This window comes from Streptomyces sp. NPDC059371, assembly GCF_042751995.1.
Classification (GTDB): Bacteria; Actinomycetota; Actinomycetes; order Streptomycetales; family Streptomycetaceae; genus Streptomyces.
In genome coordinates, this window is the sequence record NZ_JBHYXD010000045.1 from 1 (window position 1) to 23,144 (window position 23,144).

The window sequence follows — 23,144 nt, forward strand, 5'->3', positions numbered from 1 at the left end:
CCGGGCGGGCTGCCCCCGCGGGGGGCTCACCCCCCGACCGGTCTTTTGTTGAAAGTTGACAAACACTCTGTCCGCCCCGGGTGGCCCGGAGTTCGTTGTACGGAGTGCGGACACGTTCACAGCATGCTGACAACGTAGTCACATACATGCTGATCAAGTGCCCTGCCGGGGAAACACCGTTCCCCCGGCAGGGCGCTGCGGTATGGTCTGCCGACCCTTGGTACGGCGGATCCAGGAGTGTGTGCGTGTTCAACCGGAACCGATACCTGCGACAGCTCGCGGCGATCACGTCCATATCCCTGGTGGCCGCGTGCGGCGCCATCTCCAAGGGATCACCGGCCGAAGAGGGGCCGATCGTCGTGGGTACCACCAGCGCCCCCAGCACCCTGGACCCGGCGGCCTCCTGGGACGGATCGTGGGAGCTGTTCCGCAACGTCTTCCAGACGCTGCTGAGCTATCCGACCGGCTCGGCGTCCCCGCGGCCGGACGCCGCCCGGAAGTGCGGGTTCACGGATGGAACCAACACCGTCTACCGCTGCGAACTGCGCCCGGACATGAAGTTCTCCGACGGCGACCCGCTCGACGCGTCCGCCGTCAAGTACTCCGTCGACCGCATCAGGAAGATCGGTGTACGCGGCGGCCCCGCCGGTCTGCTCGGGAGTCTCGACCGGGTGCAGGCACTGGGCGAGCGTGACGTCGTCTTCCACCTCAACAAGCCGGACGCCACCTTCCCGTTGGTGCTGGCCACACCGGCGATGTCGATCGTCGACCCCGGCGACTACCCCGCCGACGCCCTGCGGAAGGACGGCAAGGTCTTCGGCTCCGGGCCCTACGCGCTGCGCTCCTACACGGAGGGCAAGCAGGCCGAACTCGTGAGGAACGACCACTACGAGGGCTTCGCCAAGCGCAAGAACGACGCGGTGACGATCCGCTACTTCCAGGACTCGGCCCAGTTGGTCGGGGCGCTGAAGGCCAAGAAGATCGATGTCACCTACCGCGGCCTCGCCGCCTCGGACGTCGTCGCCCTCCAGGGGCAGGGCGACCGGAAGGACATCCAGCTCGTCGACGGAGCGGGCACCGAGATCAGCTATCTGGTCTTCAACCCCGAGGACCCGTGGGCCGGGAAACTCGCCGTCCGCCGCGCGATCGCCCAGATCGTCGACCGCTCGGCCATCATCCACAAGGTCTACCAGGACACCGTCGACCCGCTCTACTCGATGGTCCCCGCGGGACTGGCCGGGCACACCACCGGCTACTTCGACGAGTACGGCAGCCCCAGCCCGGCCAAGGCCCGCAAGATCCTGCACGACGCGCGCATCGACCGACGCGTCCCGCTCACCCTCTGGTACACCACCGACCGCTACGGATCCGAGACCGCCCCGGAGTTCGGCGAGCTCAAGCGCCAGCTCGACGGCTCCGGCCTGTTCAGCGTCACGCTCAGGAGCCGTCCCTGGAAGACGTACGAAGAGGGCTACCGCAACGGCGAGTACCCGGTGTTCGGCCGCGGCTGGTTCCCCGACTTCCCCGACGCCGAGAACTTCATCGCGCCGTTCGTGGGGGAGCGGAACGCCCTCGGGACGCCCTATCCGACCCCGCGGATCACCGACGTCCTGCTGCCCGAGTCGCGTGGCGTGCGCGATCGCGGGGCGGTGGCCAGGCAGTTCGAGGAGGCCCAGAAGATCCTCCTCGACGACGCCCGGCTGCTGCCCCTGTGGCAGGGCAGGCAGTATGTGGCCGCGAACGAGGAGATCTCGGGCGGAGAACGGGCCCTGGACCCCTCGACGATCATGATGATGTGGGAGCTGGACCGCAAGACGAGCTGGTAGCGGGCCCGCCTGACCGGGTGGCAGAGGGGTCACACCGTACCCGTCATCGGGCCCCGACGCGGGCCGGGAACCGATTGTCAGTGGGCGACGGTAGGTTCTTGGTCCGGAAGTCACCGCACATCGAAGGAAGTTGACGTGACCGATATCGCCATGTTGCCCGAGTCCTGGCGCGGCGTCCTGGGCGACGAGCTTCAGCAGCCCTACTTCAAGGAACTCACCGAGTTCGTCGAGGAGGAGCGCGCGAAGGGTCCCGTCTACCCGCCCCGCGAGGAGGTCTTCGCCGCACTCGACGCCACCCCGTACGAGCGCGTGAAGGTCCTGATCCTCGGCCAGGACCCGTACCACGGCGAGGGCCAGGGGCACGGCCTGTGCTTCTCGGTCCGTCCCGGAGTCAAGACCCCGCCGTCGCTGCGGAACATCTACAAGGAGATGAAGGAGGAGCTGGGCACCCCGATCCCGGACAACGGCTATCTGATGCCGTGGGCCGAGCAGGGTGTGCTGCTGCTCAACGCGGTGCTCACCGTCCGCTCCGGCGAGGCGAACTCGCACAAGGGCAAGGGCTGGGAGAAGTTCACCGACGCGGTCATCCGCGCGGTGGCCGACCGCCCCGACCCGGCCGTCTTCGTGCTGTGGGGCAACTACGCGCAGAAGAAGCTCCCGCTGATCGACGAGGAGCGGCACGTGGTGGTGAAGGGGGCGCACCCGTCACCGCTGTCCGCGAAGAAGTTCTTCGGCTCGCACCCGTTCACGCAGATCAACGAAGCCGTGGCCGCCCAGGGTCATGAGCCGATCGACTGGAGCGTCCCCGACCTCGGCTGACGGCCGGACCGCTGGCCAGGCCCGTCACCGGCCTGGCCCAGCGGCCCACGGGGGCGCCTGAGCGCGATTGCCACCGGCTCCGGTTAGCTTCGTGAGGGACAGTGACGAGCCTGGAGGACGCGGTGGCGGAGCAACAGGAGCAGGCGGCGCCGGACGCCATGACGACCCGGATCGGACAGGCCGTCATGCTGCACCACGCCGGGGACCGCGAGGAGGCCCGGGGCCGCTTCCTGGATCTGTGGGGAGAGATCGGGGACAGCGGCGACGCGCTGCACCGCTGCACCCTGGCCCACTACATGGCCGACACCCAGGACGACCCCGCCGACGAACTCGCCTGGGACCTGCGGGCTCTCGCGGCGGCCGAGGAACTGAGCGACGGCCGCGTCGCCGAGCCCCACCAGTCGCTCGCCGTCCGCGCGTTCTACCCCTCGCTGCACCTGAACCTCGCCGCCGACTACGCGAAGCTCGGCCGCTCGGAGGCCGCCCGTACCCATCTCCGCCGGGCGCGCGGCGCGGCGGGCGCCCTCGCGGACGACCGGTACGGCGACGGCGTCCGCGCGGCGATCGGCCGCCTGGAGCTCAGGCTTAGGGACACCGGCGCCGCTGCGGAGGCCGTTGGATCCGACCGCTTCGAGGGACCCGGGGGCGAGACCCTGGGCCCGCCGAGGCAGCCCCCCTGACGTCCGCGCCCATGCCGCGGGCGCTGTCAGTTTCCGTACGTCGTCGAGCAGAGGACCGACTCCGGGCTGTCCACGTTCCAGCCCCCGTACTTCCGGCCGAGCGCGCACACGTCCGGATGCTTCGGCACGGCCGCGGCGCCGGGCGGGACGGCCGCACGGTGCCCCGGGTGACGTGGCTCGGGACGCGGGACCGGATGGGCGTGCCGCGGTGGGGCCGGGGGCACCACGGCCCGGGGCGGGGGAGCCACCCGGTGCCGGTCCGCAGTGTCGGGTGAGGGCTCCGGCGAGGGGCCGACGCGCTCCAGCGCCTCCCGCGCCGGCGCCTGCGCGATCCGGGGTCTGTCCTTGCCGTCCGCACGGGGCGCGGTGTGCCCCGCGGGCGCGGCGGGAGACGCGGAGGCGGACGGCCGCTGGACGGTCACACAGCCGGAGAGGGCGGTGACTGCCACGGCGACCAGGAGCGTTGCGGTTGTCGTCGTTCGATGCACCCGGACAACTCTGCTGGTTCCAGCGGGTTTCCAGGGAGCGGAGAGGCACGGGATGCCCCACACGGGTGATCCTTCCGCTCCTCCGGTGGGCACGGGTATCGGCGAGCTGACAGGCTGCCGGGGCGTACCTCGCTCGCAAACCGGCACCACCCGCCGACCGCCGCCCCCGGGGACCGGCCACCCAGGGACGGCGCGGCCGTATGCTTCCGACGGAACCCGCGTCGGCGAGTGAAGGAGACCCCTGTGAAGGTCGGCTGCATCGGACTCGGCGACATCGCGCAGAAGGCGTATCTGCCGGTGCTCGGCGTGCAGCCGGGGATCGAACTGCATCTGCAGACGCGGACGCCCGCCACGCTCGACCGGGTCGCCGACAGCCTTCACCTGCCGCCGGGCCGGCGGCACGGAGACCTGGAGGCCCTGCTGGCCCAGGACCTCGACGCGGCGTTCGTGCACGCGCCCACGGCGGCCCACCCGGAGATCGTCACCCGGCTTCTGGAGGCGGGCGTACCGACGTACGTCGACAAGCCGCTCGCGTACGAGCTGGGCGAGTCGGAGCGGCTGGTGCGGCTCGCGGAGGAGCGGAACGTCAGCCTCGCGGTCGGTTTCAACCGGCGTCACGCACCCGCGTACGCGCAGTGCGTCGAACACCCCCGCGAGCTGATCCTGATGCAGAAGAACCGCACGGGGCTGCCCGAGGAGCCGCGCACCATGGTTCTCGACGACTTCATCCACGTCGTCGACACCCTGCGCTTCCTGGTGCCGGGTCCGGTCGACGACGTGACGGTGCGGGCCCGGGTCGAGGACGGGCTCCTGCATCATGTCGTCCTCCAGCTCGCCGGGGACGGATTCACTGCACTCGGGGTGATGAACCGGCTGAGCGGTTCGAGCGAGGAGATCCTCGAGGTCTCGGGCCAGGACACCAAGCGGCAGGTGGTCAATCTCGCCGAGGTGATCGACCACAAGGGCCAGCCGACCGTGCGCCGGCGCGGCGACTGGGTCCCGGTGGCCCGGCAGCGCGGCATCGAACAGGCCGTCCTCGCGTTCCTCGACGCCGTGCGCACGGGAAAGGTGCTCAGCGCCCGGGACGCGCTGGCGACTCACGAGTTGTGCGAGCGGGTGGTACAAGCGCTTCAGGAGCGGTCCGCCGCAGCCTGAACGTGCGCGCGCCCTCCGTCACGCAGAGCGCGGCCAACACCAGCAGCGCGCCGTGCACCGGCCAGTCGCCGAACCGGACGTACGGGGTGACGCCCCGGGCCAGCGGCACGTCGTACATCATCGCGGCGCTCGTGTCCGTGCCGAGCCAGGAGCCGATGCGTCCGCCGTCCGGGCCGTAGACGGCGGAGACTCCCGTGAGCGTCGCGTGCACCATGGGCCGGCCGGTCTCCGCGGCACGCAGCGCGGCGAGCGAGGCATGCTGCTCGGGGGCCCAGCTCCGCTGGAACGACGACGTCGAGGACTGGGCCACCAGCACCTCGGCGCCGTCCTTGACGAGGTGGCGGCTCATGTCGGGGAACGCCGTCTCGAAGCAGATCATGGGGCCGACGCGCAGCCCGTGCCCGACGTTCATCACCACCTGTTCGGTGCCCCGCATACGGTCCTCGCCCGCGGCCTTGCCGACGGAGGTGGCCCAGCCGAGCAGGGAGCGCGCGGGCACGTACTCGCCGAACGGCACCAGCCGCATCTTGTCGTAGCGGTCGCCGGTCGCGCCGTGCGGTCCCACCAGGACCGAGCTCTTGTAGATGCCCGGCCGGTCCGAGCGGCGCGCGTCGACGTTCACCAGGATGTCGGCGCCGACCTCGCGGGACAACGCCGCGACGCGCAGCGCCAGATCGGGCCGGTCGGCCAGGTCGAAGCCGACGCTGCTCTCGCCCCAGACGACCAGGTCGGCACCCTGACCCACGAGTTGGCGGGTCAGCGCCTCCTCGCGCGCGAAGCGCCTGTCACCGCTCGTGCTCCCGTCCACGACACCGGGCTGCACGACCGCGATCCGCACACTGCCGTCGACGTCCGGGCGCGGCGACCACACCCAGGCCGCCGAGGTCGCGGCGGCCGTCGCGACCAGTCCGGCCACCGCGGGCATACGGGACTCGCGCACCGAGACCAGCACGGCGACCGCGATGTTGACCGCGACGACCAGGAAGCTGAGCAGCCACACTCCGCCGACCGAGGCCAGCCGCAGCGCCGGCTCCACCTGCCACTGACTCGACCCGAGCAGACCCCAGGGACCGCCCAGGCCCTGCCAGGACCGGGCGAGTTCGACCATCAGCCACCCCGATGGCAGGACGAGCAGGGCCGCACCGACCCGGCCCGGTGACGGCAGCCCGGCCAGGAACCGCCGGACGAGCCAGCCCCACGGCGCCCACAGGGCGCCGAGCAGCGCCGCTATGACCACCGTGAAGACGTGCAGGCTCGGCAGCAGCCAGTGGTGCACGGCGAGCATGAACCCGAACCCGCCGAACCAGCCGTCGTACGCGGCACGCCTGCCCGTGGGGGCCGAGCGCGCCAGGAGGATCCAGGGCACCAGGGCCACGTACGCGAACCACCACCACGACAGGGCGGGGAACGCGAGCATCGGCAGCGCGCCCGTCAGCGTGGCGACGACATCGCGCCGCCAGGGGGAGACCAGCCATGGGCCGAACGCTCGGTCGGGCCTGTTCATCCTTCGCCTCCCTGCCCCGGGGTGTCTCCAGTGTGCGCGTCGGCGGCGATCTACGACAGGGGGCGTGGTGATCAGAAGGGGGCGCGCCCGCGGGTGGGCGCTCCCGGGCCGCCGGGGGCCGTGTGGACCCCGGGGCGCGAGGGCTGGGCGGAAGGGCGGAGGGGGGCGGCAGGCCCCGGGCGTTGGTGGCTCAGGTCCTGGCGGGCGTCTGGAGGGGCTGCGGCGTGCGGCGCCATTTCTCCTGGACGGTCACCTGGCGCAGTCGCCAGCCGTCGCCGGTGCGCAGCAGGCTGAAGGCGTACCGGCCGCCGCACACGAGGTCGGGCGCGGTCGAGTCGCCCTCCTGCCCCGCGAACCGCATCGGATTGATGTAGTCGGCCCGCACCTCGGCCGTGTCGCCGGTGTCCTGATCCAGGACGCCGAACCGCACCCGCCGGTTGACGATCAGATGCTGGCGCATCGCGAACAGGTCGAGGCTCCGCGCGAGCCACTCGGCGACCTCGGCGGCGTCGCCCTCGATGCCCCCGGCCGAGCGGTAGTCGGCGCGGCCCTTCGGTGCGAACAGCCCCCGGTATCCCTCCCAGTCGCCGTCGTCCACGGCCACCGCGTACGCGGTGACGATCTCGTCCACGGAGAACCGGTCCAGCACGGTCGCGAGCTCCACACGCTGCGTCATCGGCTCAGTGTTGGCCACTCCGCCTGCCACGCCAAGGGGCCGGGCGGGGATATTCGATATTCGGCGTCCGTAAGAGGCGGAGACTCCGTGCCGAGGTCCGTGTGGGTCTGCGATCGTGGGTGATCCATGATCGACCCGCGTGTTCCCGACCGAGGGGATCACGGTGGGGTCGTCGCGTCCAGGAGGCTCGTATGGCACGTCCGGTCACGATCGTCACGGGTGGCAGCCGGGGGATCGGCGCCGCGACCTGTACACGGCTCGCCGCGGACGGGCATGACGTGGCCGTCGGGTACGTGAGTGACGGTGCGGCCGCCGAGCGCACCGCGGCCGCCGTCCGTGAAGCCGGGGTGAGCTGTGTCACCGTACGCGTGGACACCTCCGACGAGGCCGCCGTCGAGCGGCTCTTCGACACGGCCGCGGACCGGCTGGGGCCGGTGACGGGGCTGGTGAACAACGCCGGGGTGACCGGACCGCTCGGGCGGCTCGCGGACGCCGATGCCGCGGATCTGCGTCGCGTGGTCGAGGTCAACCTGCTCGGCACGCTGCTCTGCTCGCGCCGTGCCGCCCGGTCCATGGCCGCTCGGGGCAGGGGTGCCATTGTGAACGTGTCCTCGGCGGCCGCCACACTCGGCAGTCCCGGCGAGTTCGTGCACTACGCGGCGAGCAAGGCGGGTGTGGACGCGCTGACCATGGGGCTCGCCAAGGAGCTCGGTCCCGACGGCATCCGCGTCAACGCGGTCGCGCCCGGCATGATCGACACCGAGATGCACGCGACCACGGGCGACCCGGGCCGTGCCGAACGGGCCGCCTCGTCGATTCCACTGGGTCGCGTCGGCGCCGCGGAGGAGATCGCGGCGGCCATCGCGTGGCTGCTGTCGCCCGAGGCGTCGTACACGACGGGGGCGGTGCTTCGGGTGTCGGGCGGGCGGTGAGTCCGTGTGCGGCGGGGCGTGACGGCGCTACGCCGCTTCGATGATCTCGCCGCGAATCGCCTCGGCCCACTTCACGATCAACAGCTCGTACTCCGCCCGCTCCTGTGCGGACAGGGAGCCGCCCGTCCGCGTCCACAGGGCGCGGATCTGTTCGTTCAACGCGGCGGCAGACCGCACGGAACCAGGCGGAGTGACTTCGGGGGACATGCGGACCAGCCTAGGCGCAAGGACTGACACTGCGCTACCGGGCGGCTACTCAAGTCGTATGTGCTGCGTCACGGTGCTCGCGAGCAAGGCCCCTCCGGTGGCCGAACTCCGCTTCCAGTGGCCGGAGTTGGTGGTCCTGTGGTGGTCGGAACGGCGACGGTGCCCGAGAGGTCAGCCGTTGGGCACGCCCGTCTCCGCCCGTTCCGCCCAGACGCGCGCCGCGAGCGCCTCCGCCTCTTCCTGAGGGATACCCGCCCGCACGAGGATGACCCCGCGGCTGCCATCCGGGAACTTCACACTGCGCGCTTCGGTACCCAACCTGCCCGGCGCGGGATCATTCGGCATGCTCCACCTCCAGTCGGAGAGACCACGCTAAGGCGCCGCGACCCGGTCCGCAGAACGGTTCGGCCAGACGGCCCACAGCGCCCACCTGCGAGAACGTCACCCGTCGGGGTGGTCGTCGCCGTGCAACGCGGCCGGGTGCGGTAATTTCGCCGCCTGTGCGTCGCCTGGCGCGAAGGGCCGGAACCCTTGGGCCGGCGCAGGATGCAGCTCTGGCCGTTGGCGTGAGTCCCGTGGACAGCCCGGGAAACGAAGGGCTCAGCCGGAGGATTCGGCCGCGTGCGGGCTGAGGACGTCGGTGCCGACCAGGCCGATGATGACGAGTCCGAGGGCGATCCGGTACCAGACGAACGGCATGAAGCTCTTGTGGGAGATGAACTTCATGAACCACGCGATGACGGCGTATCCGACCGCGAAGGCGATGACCGTCGCGAAGACGGTCGGTCCCCAGGAGACATGACCCTCCGCGGCCGCGTCCTTGAGTTCGAAGGTGCCGGAGGCGAGGACGGCCGGCATGGCGAGGAGGAAGGAGTAGCGGGCCGCCGCGGCGCGGCTGTAGCCCATGAACAGGCCGCCGCTGATGGTGGCGCCGGACCGGGAGACGCCGGGGACCAGCGCCATCGCCTGGCAGACGCCGAACAGCAGGCCGTCCTTGGTGTTCAGGTCCTCGAGCACCTTGCGCTGCTTCGCCGCCCGGTGCCTGCCGCCCGTCTCGTCGCGGGCCGCGAGCCGGTCGGCGATGCCTATGACGATGCCCATCACGATCAGCATGGTCGCGGTGACCCGCAGATCGCGGAACGGTCCCTCGATCTGGTCCTTGAGCGTGATCCCGAGCACTCCGATCGGGATCGAGCCGACGATCACCAGCCAGCCCATCTGGGCGTCATGGTCGCGGCGCATCGCCTTGTTCGTGAGCGAGCGGAACCACGCCGACAGGATCCTTCCCACGTCCTTGCGGAAGTAGATCAGCACCGCGGCCTCCGTGCCGAGCTGCGTGATCGCGGTGAACGCCGCGCCGGGATCGTCCCAGCCCGCGAAGGCCGCGGTCAGCCGCAGATGCGCACTGGAGGAGACGGGAAGGAATTCGGTCAGCCCCTGGACGAGCCCGAGGACGAGGGATTGAAACCAAGACATGAAGTTACGTGGTCCAAGTGCTGATCGTGGAACGGGAGATGGGCACGCCTGACCGCGGGGTGCGGCGATCACGGACGCTCAGGGAAGCCTAACCGCCGCCGCCGGCAGCCCGTCCACGGGGGTTTCGGTGACGGTCCGCCCACTCTGCGCAGCGGTTCGGCCGACCGTTTCTCGTCACCGTTCTCCCGTCACCCCTCGCCCGCGTACCGCCGCATGATCCAAACGACTGGCCTGGACCGTCACCGCTCCCGTCACCGGTCCCGTCACCGGTCCCGTCACCGGTCCCGTCACCGTCCAGCCCGGGGCCTGCGGGTGGGGCGTGACGGAGTCGTGTTCGACCTGCTCGCCGCACTCCCGGCAGACGACCCGGGGGACCAGTTCGTGGCCGCAGGTGTGCTCCAGCACCATGGGCCGGAAGCCGTCCTCCTGGAGGTGCCGGTCGCCCCAGGACATCAGCATCAACAGGACGGGGCTCAGTTCGAGGCCCGCGCGCGTGGGCCGGTACTCGTAGCGCTTGGGGCGGTCGCTGTACTCCGCCTTCTCCAGCAGCCCGGCGTCGACGAGGCGCTTCAGCCTGGCCGTCAGCACGTCGCGAGGGGCGCCGATGTTGCGCGCGAGCTGGTCGAAGCGCGTCGCGCCGAGCGACACCTCGCGCAGGACCAGCAGGGAGTACTTCTCGCCGACGAGAGCGAGCGTCGCGGCGATCGAACAGGGGCGGGGGTCCTTCATGCCGCCAGTCTACGAAGGTGGGTTGGATATTCCAACTCACCAGGTTACTCTTGGGTCACTTAGTGGGTTTGGAAATCCAACCCACGTGATTCGGTGGCCGGCCCCGCCCGGTCGCCGGATTCCCCGACCTCAGAGACCGACCTGAGAGGCATCCCATGCGTGACGCCGTGATCGTCGAAGCCGTACGCACCCCCGTGGGCAAGGGCAAGCCGAACGGTTCGCTCGCCCATGTCCACCCCGTGGAACTCCTCGCCCACACCCTCCGCACGCTCGTCGAACGCTCCGGGATCGACCCGGCGCTGATCGACGACGTCATCGGCGGCACCGTCGACCAGGTCGGCGAGCAGGCCATGAACACCACCCGGTACGCCGTGCTCTCCGCGGGATTCCCCGACACCGTCCCGGCGACCACCGTCGACCGCCAGTGCGGCTCGTCGCAGCAGGCGGTGCACTTCGCCGCGCAGGGCGTCATGTCGGGGGCGTACGACATCGTCGTGGCCTGCGGCGTGGAGTCGATGAGCCGTGTGCCGATGTGGTCCAACGTGCCGGCGGGCGCGGACCCGTTCGGCCCCGGCGTCGCGGAGCGCTACCCCGAGGGTCTGGTGCCGCAGGGCATCAGCGCCGAACTCATCGCCGCCAAGTGGGGCATCACCCGCGAGCGGATGGACGACTTCGCGATCGGCTCGCACCGGAAGGCGGCACAGGCCTGGGACGGCGGTCTGTTCGACGCCGAGGTCGCGCCCCTGGAAGGTCTCGCCCGGGACGAGAGCGTCCGCCCCGGCAGCACCCCCGAGGTGCTCGCCGGACTGAAGCCCGCGTACTACGACCCCGGCTTCGCCGACCGCTTTCCGCAGATCGACTGGTCCGTCACGGCCGGGAACGCGAGCCCGGTCAACGACGGCGCCTCCGCCGTGCTCATCATGTCGAGCGAGACCGCCGCCCGCCTCGGCCTGCGGCCCGTCGCCCGTCTCCACAGCTTCGCCGTCACCGGCTCCGACCCGCTGCTGATGCTCACCGGTGTCATCCCGGCCACCGAGAAGGTGCTGCGCAAGGCCGGTCTCGACCTCGGTGACATCGACCTCTTCGAGGTGAACGAGGCCTTCGCCTCCGTCGTTCTCGCCTGGCAGCAGGAGACGGGCGCCGACCTGTCCAAGGTCAACGTGCACGGCGGAGCCATCGCGATCGGACACCCGCTCGGCGCGAGCGGCACCCGCCTCACCACGACCCTCGTCCACGCCATGCGCGCCCGGGGCGCCCGCTACGCGCTGCAGACGATGTGCGAGGCGGGCGGACTGGCGAACGCGATGATCCTGGAAGCGGTGCGTCCGTAGCGGGCGCGGCCGTAGCGGGCGCAGCCGTGGCGTGCGCGGTGGCGCGCGGCCCTAGTGGCGCGCGGTCGTTCCCTCGGACCGGTGTCGCGCGGGTCTCAGTGGCCGCGCAGGTGGTGGCGCTTGCGCCAGGCCACCACCGTCCCGGCCAGGGCGGGGACCGTGATCAGGGCCATCGCGATCAGGAACGCGGGGGAGGTCGGCGACGACGCACGGGCCCCGGCGACGGCGTACGCGGCGGTGTTCGGGATCGAGCCGAGCGCCGTCGCGACCAGGAAGGGCAGCCAGCCCATGCGGGACACGGCCGCGCAGTAGTTCGCCGCCCAGAACGGCACACCGGGGAACAGCCGGGCCACCATCATCGAGCGGAAGCCGTGCCGGCTGAGCTGGCCGTCCGCGGCCTTCAGCCAGCGGGCCCGCAGCAGCGGCCGCAGCGCGTCCTGCCCGAGGATCCGGCCCAGTCCGAACGCGGCACCCGCGCCGAGCACCGTGCCCACCAGCGCGGTGCCCAGGCCGAGTTGGGAGCCGAACACGGCACCGGCCGCCAGATTGAGCAGCGGCCGGGGCACGAAGGCGACCGTGCACAGCCCGTACGCCGCGGTGAACGCGACGGCCGCCGCGGCGCCGCCGAGCTGAGGCGGCCAGCCGTCGGCGAGCAGCCGCTGCGGGTCGAAGAGCAGCACGCTCGAAGCGGCCGACGCGAGCAGCACGACCAGCAGGGAGAGCCGCGCCCAGGGTGAGAGCAGCGCTCTCACCAGGCGTGCGGCCGGATCGGTGCGCAGGGCGGTCGGGACCGCGGGTGCGGCGACGGCGATCTCCGGGCCCACGACCAGGTCGGTGGCGACGGTGAGCTCCGTGGCGGCGGCCTGGGGAGTGGCCGTGGCGGTGCCCCCAGAGCGGGTGGTGGCATCGAGCATTCCGGTGACACTAGCCGACGCATGTGTGTGATCGCCGTATGGTTCGTCTCATGGGCGTCACAGCTTCCGGAACGTCGGGTGCGCGGTTCGAGGTGCCGGACAGCGTGCTGGCGGACATCCTCCTGGAGCGGCTCACCACCGTTTATCCGGCGGCGGCCGACCCTGACCGGGCCGCGTCCATGCGCGCGTACATGAAGGACATCGCTCCCTTCCTCGGCCTGACGACACCCGAGCGCCGCACCCTTTCCCGCACCGTCCTCCTGGACACCGCCCGGCCCGACGAGAAGGACTGCGCCGCGCTCGCCCTGCGCTGCTGGCGGCTGCCGGAGCGCGAGTACCAGTACTTCGCAGTCGACTATCTGCGCCGCCATGTCACGCGCCTGTCGTCGGGCTTCCTGCCGGTGGCCCGGCATCTCGTGTCCACCGTCTCCTGGTGGGACACCGTCGACGCGCTCGCCGCGCACGTGGTGGGAGGTCTGGTGGCCGCCGACCCGCGCCTGCGCACCGACATGGACGCCTGGATCGAGGACGACGATCTGTGGGTCGCCCGCACGGCGCTGCTCCATCAGCTCCGGTACAAGGAGGCCACCGACACCGGCCGGCTCTTCGCGTACTGCGTCCGGCAGGCCGGCCATCCCGACTTCTTCATCCGCAAGGCCATCGGATGGTGTCTGCGCGAGTACGCCAAGACCGACCCGCGCGCCGTACGGGACTTCGTCGCCGCCGAGCGGGCGGAACTCGCGCCGCTGTCCGTGCGCGAGGCGCTGAAGAACATCGGTCCCTGAGGCCGCTGAGGCCCCTGGCGCCACACCGGTCCGCGGGGCACCGAAAATCATTCGACGCGGGGAGACCCGTCGGAGATGATCTCCTCATGTTCCGGTACGCCTTCCTCCTCGCAGCATCCGCAGTCGCGGATGCGCCGAAGGCTGCCGTCCAGATCGTCACGGCAGCCGTCGACGGCGCCCGAAGCTGACCCTTCCCGGATCGTCCGGCGGACCCCGCAGGGGGAGGGTCGGTCACTCCTGGGGGTCCCCGTCCCGGCCGGTACACGCCGGGGCCATCACTCAGCTCGGCCGACACCGAGAGGCTTCGAGGAACCGCCATGCCCAAGACGGCTTACGTGCGCACCAAACCGCACCTGAACATCGGCACCATGGGTCACGTCGACCACGGCAAGACCACCCTGACCGCCGCCATCACCAAGGTCCTCGCCGAGCGCGGCTCCGGCACCTTCGTCCCGTTCGACCGGATCGACCGGGCGCCGGAGGAGGCCGCGCGCGGCATCACCATCAACATCGCGCACGTCGAGTACGAGACCGACACCCGGCACTACGCGCACGTGGACATGCCGGGCCACGCCGACTACGTCAAGAACATGGTCACCGGCGCGGCCCAGCTCGACGGGGCGATCCTCGTCGTGTCCGCGCTGGACGGGATCATGCCGCAGACCGCCGAACACGTCCTGCTCGCCCGGCAGGTGGGCGTCGACCACATCGTCGTCGCCCTCAACAAGGCCGACGCGGCCGACGAGGAACTCACGGACCTGGTCGAGCTGGAGGTCCGCGAGCTGCTCTCCGCCCAGGGCTACGGGGGCGACTCCGTACCCGTCGTACGGGTGTCCGGCCTCAAGGCCCTCGAGGGGGACCCCCGGTGGACGGCGGCGATCGACGCGCTGCTCGACGCCGTCGACACCTATGTGCCGATGCCCGAGCGCTATCTCGACGCGCCGTTCCTGATGCCGGTCGAGAACGTGCTCACCATCACCGGACGCGGAACGGTCGTCACCGGTGCCGTGGAGCGCGGCACGATCCACGTCGGCGACCGGGTCGAGGTGCTCGGCGCGGGCGTCGACACGGTGGTCACCGGCCTGGAGACCTTCGGCAAGCCGATGGAGGAGGCGCAGGCCGGCGACAACGTGGCGCTGCTGCTGCGCGGGGTGCCCCGCGACGCGGTACGCCGCGGGCACATCGCCGCCGCGCCGGGCAGTGTCGTACCCAGCAGCCGTTTCACGGCGCGGGTGTACGTCCTGTCGACGCGCGAGGGCGGCCGTACGACAGCGGTCTCCACCGGGTACCGGCCGCAGTTCTACATCCGCACCGCGGACGTGGTCGGCGACGTCGACCTCGGCGAGGCGGCCGTCGCCCGGCCCGGCGACACGGTCGTCATGACCGTCGAGCTCGGGCGCGAGGTGCCGCTGGAGCCGGGTCTCGGCTTCGCGATCCGCGAGGGCGGCCGCACGGTCGGCGCCGGGACGGTGACATCGGTCGGCTGACGCCCGGCCGCGGACAGGGACGCGGGGCCCGCCACACCTTGGCGGGCCCCGTTCCCGGCGCCCGGGTCCGGGGTGCCCTGGCCGGCCCGTTCGCGGTGCCACGGAAAGGCCCTGTTCGCGGTGCCCCGGCCGGCTCCGTTCGCGTCGCCGCGGGTACCGCACAATGGACCCGTGGACGAGCCGATACCCGTGATGCGGGCCGTGGATCACGGGACCGCCAAGCTGATGCCCGACGTGGACCGCGAGCGGGCCTGGCTGCTGACGGTGGACGGCGCACCCCAGTCGTACGTCGATCCGGACGAACCGACACACCTGGAGTTCGAGTACACCCGGCGCCTCGGCCACGTGCTGGACACGGTGGCGGAGCCGGGCCGCGCACTGGACGTGCTGCACCTCGGCGGCGGAGCGCTGACCCTGCCCCGCTACGTCGCGGCCACCCGGCCCGGTTCACGCCAGGACGTGATCGAGGCGGACAAGGGCCTGCTGGCCATGATCGGCGAGTGTCTGCCGCTGCCCGGCGGCTCGGGCATCGAACCGCACCACGCCGACGCCCGCGCCTGGATCGAAGCCGCCGCCCCCGCCTCCGCCGACATCCTGATCGCGGACGTCTTCGGCGGCTCGCGTGTACCGGCGCACCTGACGTCCATCGCGTACGCGAGCGCCGCCGAGCGCGTGCTGCGCCCCGGCGGCTTCTACCTCGCCAACCTCGCGGACGCGGCGCCCTTCGCCTTTCTGCGCTCCCAGCTCGCCACGTTCTCCACGGTGTTCGAGGAGATCGCCCTCATCGCCGAACCCGGCGTGCTGCGCGGCCGGCGCTTCGGCAACGCCGTGCTCGTGGCCTCCCACCAGCCGTTCGACACGACGGCACTGGCCCGTCGTACCGCCGCCGACGCCTTCCCGGCCCGCGTCGAACACGGCCCCGCGCTGCGGGACTTCATCGCGGGCGCCGCTCCGGTGCGCGACGAGGACGCGGTTCCCTCACCCGAGCCGCCCGGCGGGGCCTTCGGCATCGGCTGACGCCGGCTTCGAGGCGTGCACCGAGGCGGGAGCACCCTGCGCCACCGCCCGGGACCGCCGCGTCAGATTGCGGACGTCCGGAACGCACAGCACCGCCGCCGTGGCCACCACGACGAGCGTCGCGCAGCCCCACAGCGCGGGCGTCCGGCCGAAGGCCTGCTCCGCGGGACCCGCCAGCGCCGTGGCCAGCGGGACCATCGCGATCGAGCCGAACCAGTCGTACGCCGACACCCGCGAGAGCTTGTCCTCGGGGATCTCCTGGTGGAGCGCCGTCATCCACGACACACCGAACACCTCTATCGCCAGACCGCTGACGAACATCACGGCGTACAGCGGTCCGACCGGCAGGGGGACCGCGAGCGCGGCGGCGGGTGCCGCGAGCGGGAAGACGCACAGGGTGCCCGTGAGCAGCAGGCGACGGGGCTTCCAGCGGGTCATGAGCAGCGCGCCGCCCACGGTCCCGGCGCCGAACGCGCCGAGCGCCAGGCCCCAGGGGCCCGCCCCGCCCAGACTGTCCCGGGCGACCAGCGGACCGTAGACCGCGTCCGCCGCTCCGACGACCGCGACCACCACGGAGAACTGCGCGACGATCGTCCACAGCCAGGGGCGGCCGACGAATTCGTGCCAGCCGTCGCGCAGATCGGCGAGGAGGCCGCCGCCCGGCTCACGTGGCGGTATGTGGCTGACGTCGAGGAAGGAACGCAGCGCGCCGGCGGCCGCGAAGGCCACCGCGTCCACGGCGAGCACCCAGCCCGGTCCGATGACGGCCACCAGGGCGCCGCCCAGGGCCGCGCCGCCGACACCCGCGCCCTGCATCGCCATCCGGAACATCGCGAACGCGCGGCTCGCCTGGTCCCCGCGGACGGAGGACATGAGCATGCCCTCGGCGGCCGGGTTGAAGAAGGCCTGCCCGGTGCCGCCGAGCGCGGACAGCAGCATCATCTGCCACAGCCGTGCCTCGCCGGAGATGACGAGTACGGCGAACGCCGCCTGCGACACACAGTTGAGGGCGTTGGCGGCGACCATCACCCGGTGCCGCGGCAGCCGGTCCGCGACGGCTCCGCCGATCAGCAGGAACAGCACCAGCGGCACGGTCCGTGCCGCGGCGACCAGGCCGACGTCGCCTCCGTCGCCGCCCGCGGCGAGCACCGCGAACGCGGCGGCGATCAGCGCGCCCTGGCTGCCCAGGTTGGTGACGACGGCGGCGGCCGTCAGAAGGGTGTAGTTCCGGCCCGCCCAGGAGGGGCGGCGGGAGGGTCGGGCGCGGTCGGCGGCTGAGGTCACCGGGAGACTATCGCCGCCCGGTGCCCGACTTGCCAAACCCATGACCTGCACTCTTGCGGGCTTTCACCCCGTGTGACGGTATCCGCGGCGCCCGCTCGTGGCTCAGGACCCGGTCGGGTCGCCGTGCAGCCGTACGGTGCTGAGGATCTTCTTCACGGTCGCGTCCGGGATCTCCTCCGAGACGCCCTTGGCGCCGTAGAGCGTCCAGGACACGAAGTCACCCGCCGAGTTCTTGAAGGCGAAGGTGGTCGCCTTGCCGTCGGAGTCGCACTTGCCCTTCTTGGCGACACCCTTGGAGTACGTCGTCGCGACGCTGCCCTCGATGCCCGTGGCCGTGGTGTACGCCTCGGGCTTGCCGATCTTCAGCAGCTTCTTCGAAGCGTTCTTCTGATCGGTGTAGCCGCCGAAGACCCACCACGCGGAGTCGTTGCGCGCCACGTCGCCGGTGTTCTTGGCGCCGCTCTGGCCCTTGGTGCCCGCGGCGGCGAGCGAGGTGTCCTCGGTGCGGCCGTCCTTGTTCGCGTCGGACGTGCACCACTTCTCCTTGAGGAACGCGGGCGCGGACATGCCGATGAGCACGGAGCCGTCGCCCTTCTTGTCGTCCTCGAAGCCGATGAAGGTGCCGGAAGTGCTGACGTTCCAGTTCGGCGGCACGTCGAAGGCGGTGCCCCACTTCGGGTTCACCACGACCTTCCAGCCGGCGATCGTCGCCTTCTCGTCGCCGCCGCCGCGCGGGTCGGCCTCGCTCGGGCTCGCGCTCGCCGACGTGGACGCCGACGCCTTCGGCGACTTGGACGTGTCCCCGCCGGCCTTGTCGTCCGAGTCGCCGTTTCCGCCGAGGACGAGGTAACCGGTGACCCCGGCGGCGATCACGACGACAAGGGCCGCGACGATCGCGGTGATCTTCGTCTTGTTGCCGCCACCGCCGTTGCCGCCGGGCACCTGGGGCGAGCCGAGGGGATCCGACGGCGCTCCCCACTGAGGCTGCCCCGGCTGCTGTCCGTACGGGCCGGGCTGCGGGTACCCCGGTTGCTGGTGTCCCGGCTGCTGATACGGATTCGGCTGCTGGTAACCCGGCTGCTGATACGGGTTCTGGTCCTGCGGATTCTGCTCGCCCCCGGGCGGCTGCTGTCCTGGCCACATGGCTGGTAACGATAGAGGGGCCCCTGACCCGGGTGACACGGCGGTACCCGAAACGACGGCACCGTCGGACCACTTGTCCCATTGATCCCGGCTCGCACCGCATCTGATCCCGGCTCCCGCATCATCTGATGCAGACTCAGGCCGCAGTCGCGTCACCGTCCTTGGCGTCGGCCGGTCCCAACTCAGGCCCCCGTGGGGTCGCCGTGGAGGCGGACGGTGCTGAGGATCTTCAAGATGGTCGCGTCGGGTATCTCGTCCCGGACGCCGGTGGCTCCGTAGAGATTCCACGCCACGAAGTCGCCCGCGGAGTTCTTGAATCCGAACGTGACAGCCTTGCCGTCGCTCGCGCACTTCCCCTTCCGGGGCGTGTTCTCGGACCTGGCCCAGGCGACGCTCCCGGTGATGCCCGAGGCGGTGGTGTACGGCTCGGCCTTCTTGTCGAAACTCAGACTCTTCTTGTCCGGCTGCGTGTAGCCGCCGTAGACCCACCACGGGACCTGGTTCACGGCGACCTCGTCGGTGCTCTTCGCTCCGCTCGCGCCCTTGGTGCCCGCGGCGCCGAGCGCGGTGTCCTCCGTGCGGCCGTCCTTGTCGCCGTCGGCGCTGCACCACTTGGACTTGAAGTAGGCGGGCGCCGACATCATGATCAGCGGCTTGTCGTCGGCCTTCGCGTCGTGCTTCTCGAACCCGATCGACGTGCCCGGCGAGGCCACCTCCCAGTCCGCGGGGACGTCGAAGGCCGTGCCCCACTTCGGGTTGACGACGGCCTTCCAGCCGGGGACGGTCGGCTGCTCGGCGGCCCCGCCGCGCGGGTCGCCGTCGGACGGGGAGGCGCCCGGGCCCTTCGGGGCGTTCGCCGAGGGCGTCGGGCCCGTGCCCTTGTGGCCGTCGCCGGCCCGGTCGTCCTTGCCGCCGCCGAGCAGGAGCGCGCCGGTCACTCCTGCGGCCACGACCACCGCGGTGGCCGCCACGATCGCGATCACCTTCGTCCGGTTCCCGTTTCCCCGCGGCGGCTCGGGCGCTCCCGCGGGAGCGGTGGCACCCCACGGCTGCTGCCCGGGCCGCGTTCCGTACGGGCCGGGCTGCTGCGGGCCTCCCGGCTGCTGTCCGTACGGGCCCGGCTGCGGTTGCCCCGCCTGCTGGTGTCCGGGCTGCTGATACGGGTTCGGCTGCTGGTACCCCGGCTGCTGGTAGGGGTTCTGCCCCTGCGGGTGCTGTCCCTGCGTCCGCTGTTCCTGCGGGATCTGCCTCTGCGGGTTCTGCCCCTGCGGGTTCTGCTCGCCTCCGGGCGCCTGCTGTCCTGGCCACATGGGCAGTCACGTTAGTGGCGCCTGTGAAACGTTTCTGTCACCGCGTTTCGTCAGGCCTGTACCGGAGTACGGCTCCGCGTGTGCGGGGACCGCTGGGGGACTGCTGCGGGGGCTGATCGACTTCGGCGCCAGGTCGAGGGGCTGGTCAAGGATTGCTACCCATGGGTAACATCGTCGTATGAGCGCAGACCAGATGACGATCGGCGAGATGCTCGCCGCGACCGTGCCGATGGCCCGGACCCTGAACCTCGAGTTCGTGGAGACCACTCCGGAGAAGGCCGTCGTGGCGCTCCCGGACCACGGCGACTTCCACAACCATGTCGGCGGACCGCACGCCGGAGCCATGTTCACGCTGGGGGAGTCGGCGAGCGGGGCCATCGTGCTCGCCGCCTTCGGGGACCAGCTCTCCCGCGCCGTGCCGCTCGCGGTCAGCGCCGAGATCGCGTACAAGAAGCTCGCGATGGGCCCCGTCACGGCCACCGCCACGCTCGGACGGCCCGCCGCCGACGTCGTCGCCGAGCTCGACGCCGGCCGGCGCCCCGAGTTCCCCGTCGCCATCGCCATCCAGCGCGGTGACGGCGCGGTGACCGGCGAGATGACCGTTATCTGGACCCTCCGCCCGAACGGCTGAGACCGACGTCACCCACAGGGCCCTGACCGGGAGTACGAGCCGGTCGGGGCCCTGGGCCGTTTCCGCAGAAGTGTCGCCCGCCCGGCGATGCCTGGCACGCCCCAGGCCGCCGCCGGTCATCTTCAGCCGCGCGGCACTCGAATGCTCACCGTCTGGGTGACCCGGGTGCAGAGCCGGTGCCCGTCGTCCTCGATGTCGCATTCCACGACCGCCGTGTCGCGTCCCAGCCGCAGCACGCGGGCCTTCGCGTACGCGGCTCCCTCGCGTACCGGCCGCAGGAAGTGCGTGGTCGAGGTGGTGGTGGCAGGGACCGCGCCCGCGGGGCCGTTCAGCGCGGCGCACACCGCCGAGGCGACGTCGGCCAGGCCCATCAGCGCGCCCCCGTGCAACCCGCCTCCCGCGGTGGACAGTTCGGGCACGAAATCGAGTTCAGCGTCCACTCCCTCGGCGGACAGAGCCGTGAAGCGAACGCCGAGGGTCCTGGCGTAGGGGGCCATCGCGTAGATGTCGTCGGCGGTGACGGTCACATCGTGCTCCTTATGGGAACGGCGGGACGCAAGTCGGTGATCCTTTCTATCAACTCCCGTGCCGCCAGGGGGCGTTCCGGCGGTGCGGAATGTGTGCGCGATCCGGTCGTCCGCCGCGCCGGCGTGCCGGACGCCAATCGTGCGGCGATCACAACGCGTCGTTCAGCTCACTGCCACTGCCCGGTCATGGCCGGTCACCACCGTGCCTCCTGAGACCGATCCCGCTCACCTGGAGGGCACATGGGCACGGCAGGACAGCAGAACGGGCCGGACAGACGGGCGTTGCTGCGCGCGGCGGTCGCCGTCCCGGCGGCCGGCGCGGCGACGGCGGCCTTCGAGACGGCCCCGGCACGGGCCGCGACCACGGGCGGAGGAGGCCGGTTCGACACCGAGAGCCCGCGCTTCGCGCTGGCCGTGCTTCCCGACACGCAGTACCTCTTCGACGCCGACAACGCGGACCCGGAGCCGCTGCGGGAGACCTTCCGGTACCTCGTCGCGGAGCGGGCCGAGGCCAACATCGCCTTCATGACGCACCTCGGCGATGTCACCGAACACGGCACCGAGGACGAGATCGGACGCGCCGCCGACACCTTCCGCACCCTGCACGGCAAGGTCCCCTACAGCGTTCTGGCCGGCAACCACGACATCCCGTCGTCCACCGACGACCAGCGCGGAGACACGGCCTACCTGGCCGCGTTCGGCCCCGAGCGCTACGCCTCCATGCCCACCTTCCGCGGTGCCTCTCCCGACGGCTACAACAGCTACCACGTGCTGCGCGCCGCCGGCCGGGAGTGGCTGGTGCTCGCCCTGGACTGGCGGGTGTCGGACAAGGGGCTGCGCTGGGCCCAGGGTGTCCTGGACGCGCATCCGACGCTTCCCGCCGTCCTCACCACACACGACATCGCGTGGTCGGACGACGACGGCAAGGCCCAGCTCTCCGACAACGGCAAGCGGCTGTGGGACGGGCTCGTCCGCGGCAACGACCAGATCTTCCTCGCCCTCGGCGGCCACTACTGGCCACCCGGGCGCACGGTCCTGACCAACGACGACGACAACGATGTCCACGTCCACATCACCAACTACCAGGACCGCTACTACGGCGGCGCCGGGATGATCCGGACCTACTCCTTCGACCTGGCCAGGGGCGTCATCGACGTGGAGACGTTCGCGCCGTGGTTCCTCGCCCGCGACCCGGGGAAGCGGACTCCGCTGGAGGCCGAGACGATCGAACTGACCGGCCCTGTCGACCGGTTCGGTCTGCGCATCGACTTCGACGAGCGGTTCGGGGGTTTCGCGCCCGTCGTCCCGCCGAAGCCGCGCCCCGCCTCCGCCGTGATGCCGCACGGCACGGTGGCCTACTGGCGCTTCGACGTCTCCGGGACGGCGACGGGCGCTCCCGTCGAGGACGGTACGGTCGTACGGGACCTCACGGGCCACGGGAACGACCTGACCGTGAGCCGGCTGCACGCGAGCGGCCCGGCCGCCCTGACCTGGTCGGCGGACCACCACCCGGGCCAGCCCGCCCACGCGAGCCTCCGCTTCGACGGCGGGAAGGGCCCCGACCGCGGCGCCATCCTGACGACGCGGGCCGGGGCCGCCCTGAACAGCGCGAAGTTCACCCGGGGCTACACCATCGAGACGTTCCTCAAACTGCCGGACCCCTTCGAGGGCGACCACGCCTGGATGGGCATCCTGAGCTGGGAGGGCCGCAACGGCGACGCGGGCAAGACGACCGGCTGGTCCCCGCTGGAGCCCACCTGCAGCCTCAATCTGTCGCCGGAGCGGTTCCTGCAGTTCGTCGTGTATCCGGAGCGGCAGGACGCCGACCCGACCTCGTGGAGCCACGCGCTCCCGGTCGGCCGGTGGACCCATGTCGCCGTCGTGAACGACGGCCGCCGCACCGTGCTCTACGTCGACGGCTCGAAGATCGCCCGCAACCCCGCACAGCCGTCCACCGGGATCGCGACGCTCGGCAAGCCCTTCGTCATCGGTGCCACCCAGTTCGACGAGAGCTTCGGTCAGGGCTTCTACGGCTGGATCGGCGACACCCGTGTCGTCGACCACGCCCTTCCCGCGCGGGACTTCCTCAAGCCTCTGTCCTAGAGCACCTGTTCCCTTCCGGCCGTCCATGCCCGACCCTGGGGCTTGGGGGGGGGGCGGGGCGCGCCCCGCTCGCCGCGCGGGGGGGGGGGCTCGGGGTGGGGAGGCGGGGGTTTGTGAGGG

General features: G+C 71.6%; 22 protein-coding genes and 1 pseudogene. 11 read left to right on the forward strand and 12 right to left on the reverse strand.

What is annotated here, in order from left to right:
- Positions 1–245 precede the first annotated feature (245 nt).
- The 3 genes from ACFXGX_RS23960 to ACFXGX_RS23970 all read left to right on the forward strand — a co-directional run bounded on the left by ACFXGX_RS23960 (position 246) and on the right by ACFXGX_RS23970 (position 3,325).
- Entirely contained in the window at positions 246–1,826 is a 1,581-nt protein-coding gene (locus tag ACFXGX_RS23960; RefSeq protein ID WP_384794714.1) for an ABC transporter substrate-binding protein, read from the forward strand.
- Between the two features lie 135 nt (positions 1,827–1,961).
- Positions 1,962–2,645, forward strand: a complete 684-nt coding sequence (locus tag ACFXGX_RS23965) for a uracil-DNA glycosylase (RefSeq protein ID WP_355768582.1) — start codon at positions 1,962–1,964, stop codon at positions 2,643–2,645.
- Between the two features lie 122 nt (positions 2,646–2,767).
- A complete protein-coding gene (locus ACFXGX_RS23970) occupies positions 2,768–3,325 on the forward strand; it encodes a hypothetical protein (RefSeq protein WP_384794822.1) in 558 nt (185 codons plus the stop codon).
- A gap of 26 nt (positions 3,326–3,351) precedes the next feature.
- Here ACFXGX_RS23970 and ACFXGX_RS23975 read toward each other — a convergent pair whose 3' ends face one another.
- Positions 3,352–3,774: a hypothetical protein gene (locus tag ACFXGX_RS23975; protein WP_384794716.1), complete on the reverse strand. Its 423-nt coding sequence runs from the start codon at positions 3,772–3,774 to the stop codon at positions 3,352–3,354.
- A gap of 282 nt (positions 3,775–4,056) precedes the next feature.
- On the opposite strand from ACFXGX_RS23975, the gene ACFXGX_RS23980 reads away from it, so the two are divergent.
- Positions 4,057–4,968: a Gfo/Idh/MocA family protein gene (locus ACFXGX_RS23980; RefSeq protein ID WP_384794718.1), complete on the forward strand. Its 912-nt coding sequence runs from the start codon at positions 4,057–4,059 to the stop codon at positions 4,966–4,968.
- On the opposite strand, the gene lnt is transcribed toward ACFXGX_RS23980, so the two are convergent.
- Both lnt and ACFXGX_RS23990 read right to left on the reverse strand, forming a co-directional pair.
- Positions 4,886–6,472, reverse strand: a complete 1,587-nt coding sequence (gene lnt, locus ACFXGX_RS23985) for an apolipoprotein N-acyltransferase (protein ID WP_384794720.1) — start codon at positions 6,470–6,472, stop codon at positions 4,886–4,888. The two genes, ACFXGX_RS23980 and lnt, sit on opposite strands and share 83 nt — an antisense overlap.
- Positions 6,473–6,662: 190 nt before the next feature.
- Positions 6,663–7,148, reverse strand: a complete 486-nt coding sequence (locus tag ACFXGX_RS23990; RefSeq protein WP_384794722.1) for a nuclear transport factor 2 family protein — start codon at positions 7,146–7,148, stop codon at positions 6,663–6,665.
- Positions 7,149–7,339: 191 nt separating this feature from the next.
- Here ACFXGX_RS23990 and ACFXGX_RS23995 point away from each other — a divergent pair, with 191 nt between their 5' ends.
- Complete coding sequence (locus tag ACFXGX_RS23995; RefSeq protein ID WP_384794724.1) at positions 7,340–8,080, forward strand: SDR family NAD(P)-dependent oxidoreductase; 741 nt, start codon at positions 7,340–7,342, stop codon at positions 8,078–8,080.
- A gap of 27 nt (positions 8,081–8,107) precedes the next feature.
- Here ACFXGX_RS23995 and ACFXGX_RS24000 read toward each other — a convergent pair whose 3' ends face one another.
- The 4 genes and pseudogenes from ACFXGX_RS24000 to ACFXGX_RS24015 form a co-directional block, all read right to left on the reverse strand.
- Complete coding sequence (locus ACFXGX_RS24000) at positions 8,108–8,287, reverse strand: hypothetical protein (protein ID WP_078943018.1); 180 nt, start codon at positions 8,285–8,287, stop codon at positions 8,108–8,110.
- A gap of 171 nt (positions 8,288–8,458) precedes the next feature.
- Positions 8,459–8,632 (reverse strand): hypothetical protein, encoded by a 174-nt coding sequence (locus ACFXGX_RS24005; RefSeq protein ID WP_384794726.1) that lies wholly within the window; start codon positions 8,630–8,632, stop codon positions 8,459–8,461.
- A 255-nt stretch (positions 8,633–8,887) separates the two neighbouring features.
- Positions 8,888–9,763: an undecaprenyl-diphosphate phosphatase gene (locus ACFXGX_RS24010; protein ID WP_384794728.1), complete on the reverse strand. Its 876-nt coding sequence runs from the start codon at positions 9,761–9,763 to the stop codon at positions 8,888–8,890.
- A 279-nt stretch (positions 9,764–10,042) separates the two neighbouring features.
- Positions 10,043–10,492 (reverse strand): annotated as a pseudogene (locus ACFXGX_RS24015) (winged helix-turn-helix transcriptional regulator); the annotation flags it as partial.
- A 155-nt stretch (positions 10,493–10,647) separates the two neighbouring features.
- Between ACFXGX_RS24015 and ACFXGX_RS24020 the strand changes: the two are divergent.
- Entirely contained in the window at positions 10,648–11,823 is a 1,176-nt protein-coding gene (locus ACFXGX_RS24020) for a thiolase family protein (RefSeq protein WP_384794730.1), read from the forward strand.
- A 95-nt stretch (positions 11,824–11,918) separates the two neighbouring features.
- Here ACFXGX_RS24020 and ACFXGX_RS24025 read toward each other — a convergent pair whose 3' ends face one another.
- Entirely contained in the window at positions 11,919–12,737 is an 819-nt protein-coding gene (locus ACFXGX_RS24025) for a TVP38/TMEM64 family protein (protein ID WP_384794732.1), read from the reverse strand.
- Between the two features lie 50 nt (positions 12,738–12,787).
- Here ACFXGX_RS24025 and ACFXGX_RS24030 point away from each other — a divergent pair, with 50 nt between their 5' ends.
- The 3 genes from ACFXGX_RS24030 to ACFXGX_RS24040 all read left to right on the forward strand — a co-directional run bounded on the left by ACFXGX_RS24030 (position 12,788) and on the right by ACFXGX_RS24040 (position 16,026).
- Positions 12,788–13,522: a DNA alkylation repair protein gene (locus ACFXGX_RS24030; protein ID WP_384794734.1), complete on the forward strand. Its 735-nt coding sequence runs from the start codon at positions 12,788–12,790 to the stop codon at positions 13,520–13,522.
- A 317-nt stretch (positions 13,523–13,839) separates the two neighbouring features.
- The gene (tuf, locus tag ACFXGX_RS24035) at positions 13,840–15,009 is read left to right on the forward strand and encodes an elongation factor Tu (protein WP_384794736.1); all 1,170 of its coding nucleotides are present in this window, start codon (positions 13,840–13,842) and stop codon (positions 15,007–15,009) included.
- A gap of 171 nt (positions 15,010–15,180) precedes the next feature.
- On the forward strand, positions 15,181–16,026 hold the full coding sequence (locus ACFXGX_RS24040; RefSeq protein WP_384794738.1) for a spermidine synthase: 846 nt from the start codon (positions 15,181–15,183) through the stop codon (positions 16,024–16,026).
- Here ACFXGX_RS24040 and ACFXGX_RS24045 read toward each other — a convergent pair.
- The 3 genes from ACFXGX_RS24045 to ACFXGX_RS24055 form a co-directional block, all read right to left on the reverse strand.
- A complete protein-coding gene (locus ACFXGX_RS24045; protein WP_384794740.1) occupies positions 15,988–17,352 on the reverse strand; it encodes an MFS transporter in 1,365 nt (454 codons plus the stop codon). The two genes, ACFXGX_RS24040 and ACFXGX_RS24045, sit on opposite strands and share 39 nt — an antisense overlap.
- A gap of 60 nt (positions 17,353–17,412) precedes the next feature.
- Positions 17,413–18,453 carry a hypothetical protein gene (locus ACFXGX_RS24050; RefSeq protein ID WP_384794742.1) on the reverse strand — a complete coding sequence of 347 codons (1,041 nt, stop codon included), beginning with the start codon at positions 18,451–18,453 and terminating at the stop codon, positions 17,413–17,415.
- 182 nt (positions 18,454–18,635) lie between these two features.
- A complete protein-coding gene (locus ACFXGX_RS24055; RefSeq protein WP_384794744.1) occupies positions 18,636–19,763 on the reverse strand; it encodes a hypothetical protein in 1,128 nt (375 codons plus the stop codon).
- Between the two features lie 193 nt (positions 19,764–19,956).
- Between ACFXGX_RS24055 and ACFXGX_RS24060 the strand changes: the two genes are divergently transcribed.
- Positions 19,957–20,394 (forward strand): DUF4442 domain-containing protein, encoded by a 438-nt coding sequence (locus ACFXGX_RS24060; protein WP_384794824.1) that lies wholly within the window; start codon positions 19,957–19,959, stop codon positions 20,392–20,394.
- A gap of 122 nt (positions 20,395–20,516) precedes the next feature.
- On the opposite strand, the gene ACFXGX_RS24065 is transcribed toward ACFXGX_RS24060, so the two are convergent.
- Entirely contained in the window at positions 20,517–20,921 is a 405-nt protein-coding gene (locus ACFXGX_RS24065; RefSeq protein ID WP_384794746.1) for a PaaI family thioesterase, read from the reverse strand.
- A gap of 240 nt (positions 20,922–21,161) precedes the next feature.
- Between ACFXGX_RS24065 and ACFXGX_RS24070 the strand changes: the two genes are divergently transcribed.
- Entirely contained in the window at positions 21,162–23,024 is a 1,863-nt protein-coding gene (locus ACFXGX_RS24070) for a LamG-like jellyroll fold domain-containing protein (protein WP_384794748.1), read from the forward strand.
- The last annotated feature ends 120 nt before the right edge of the window (positions 23,025–23,144 follow it).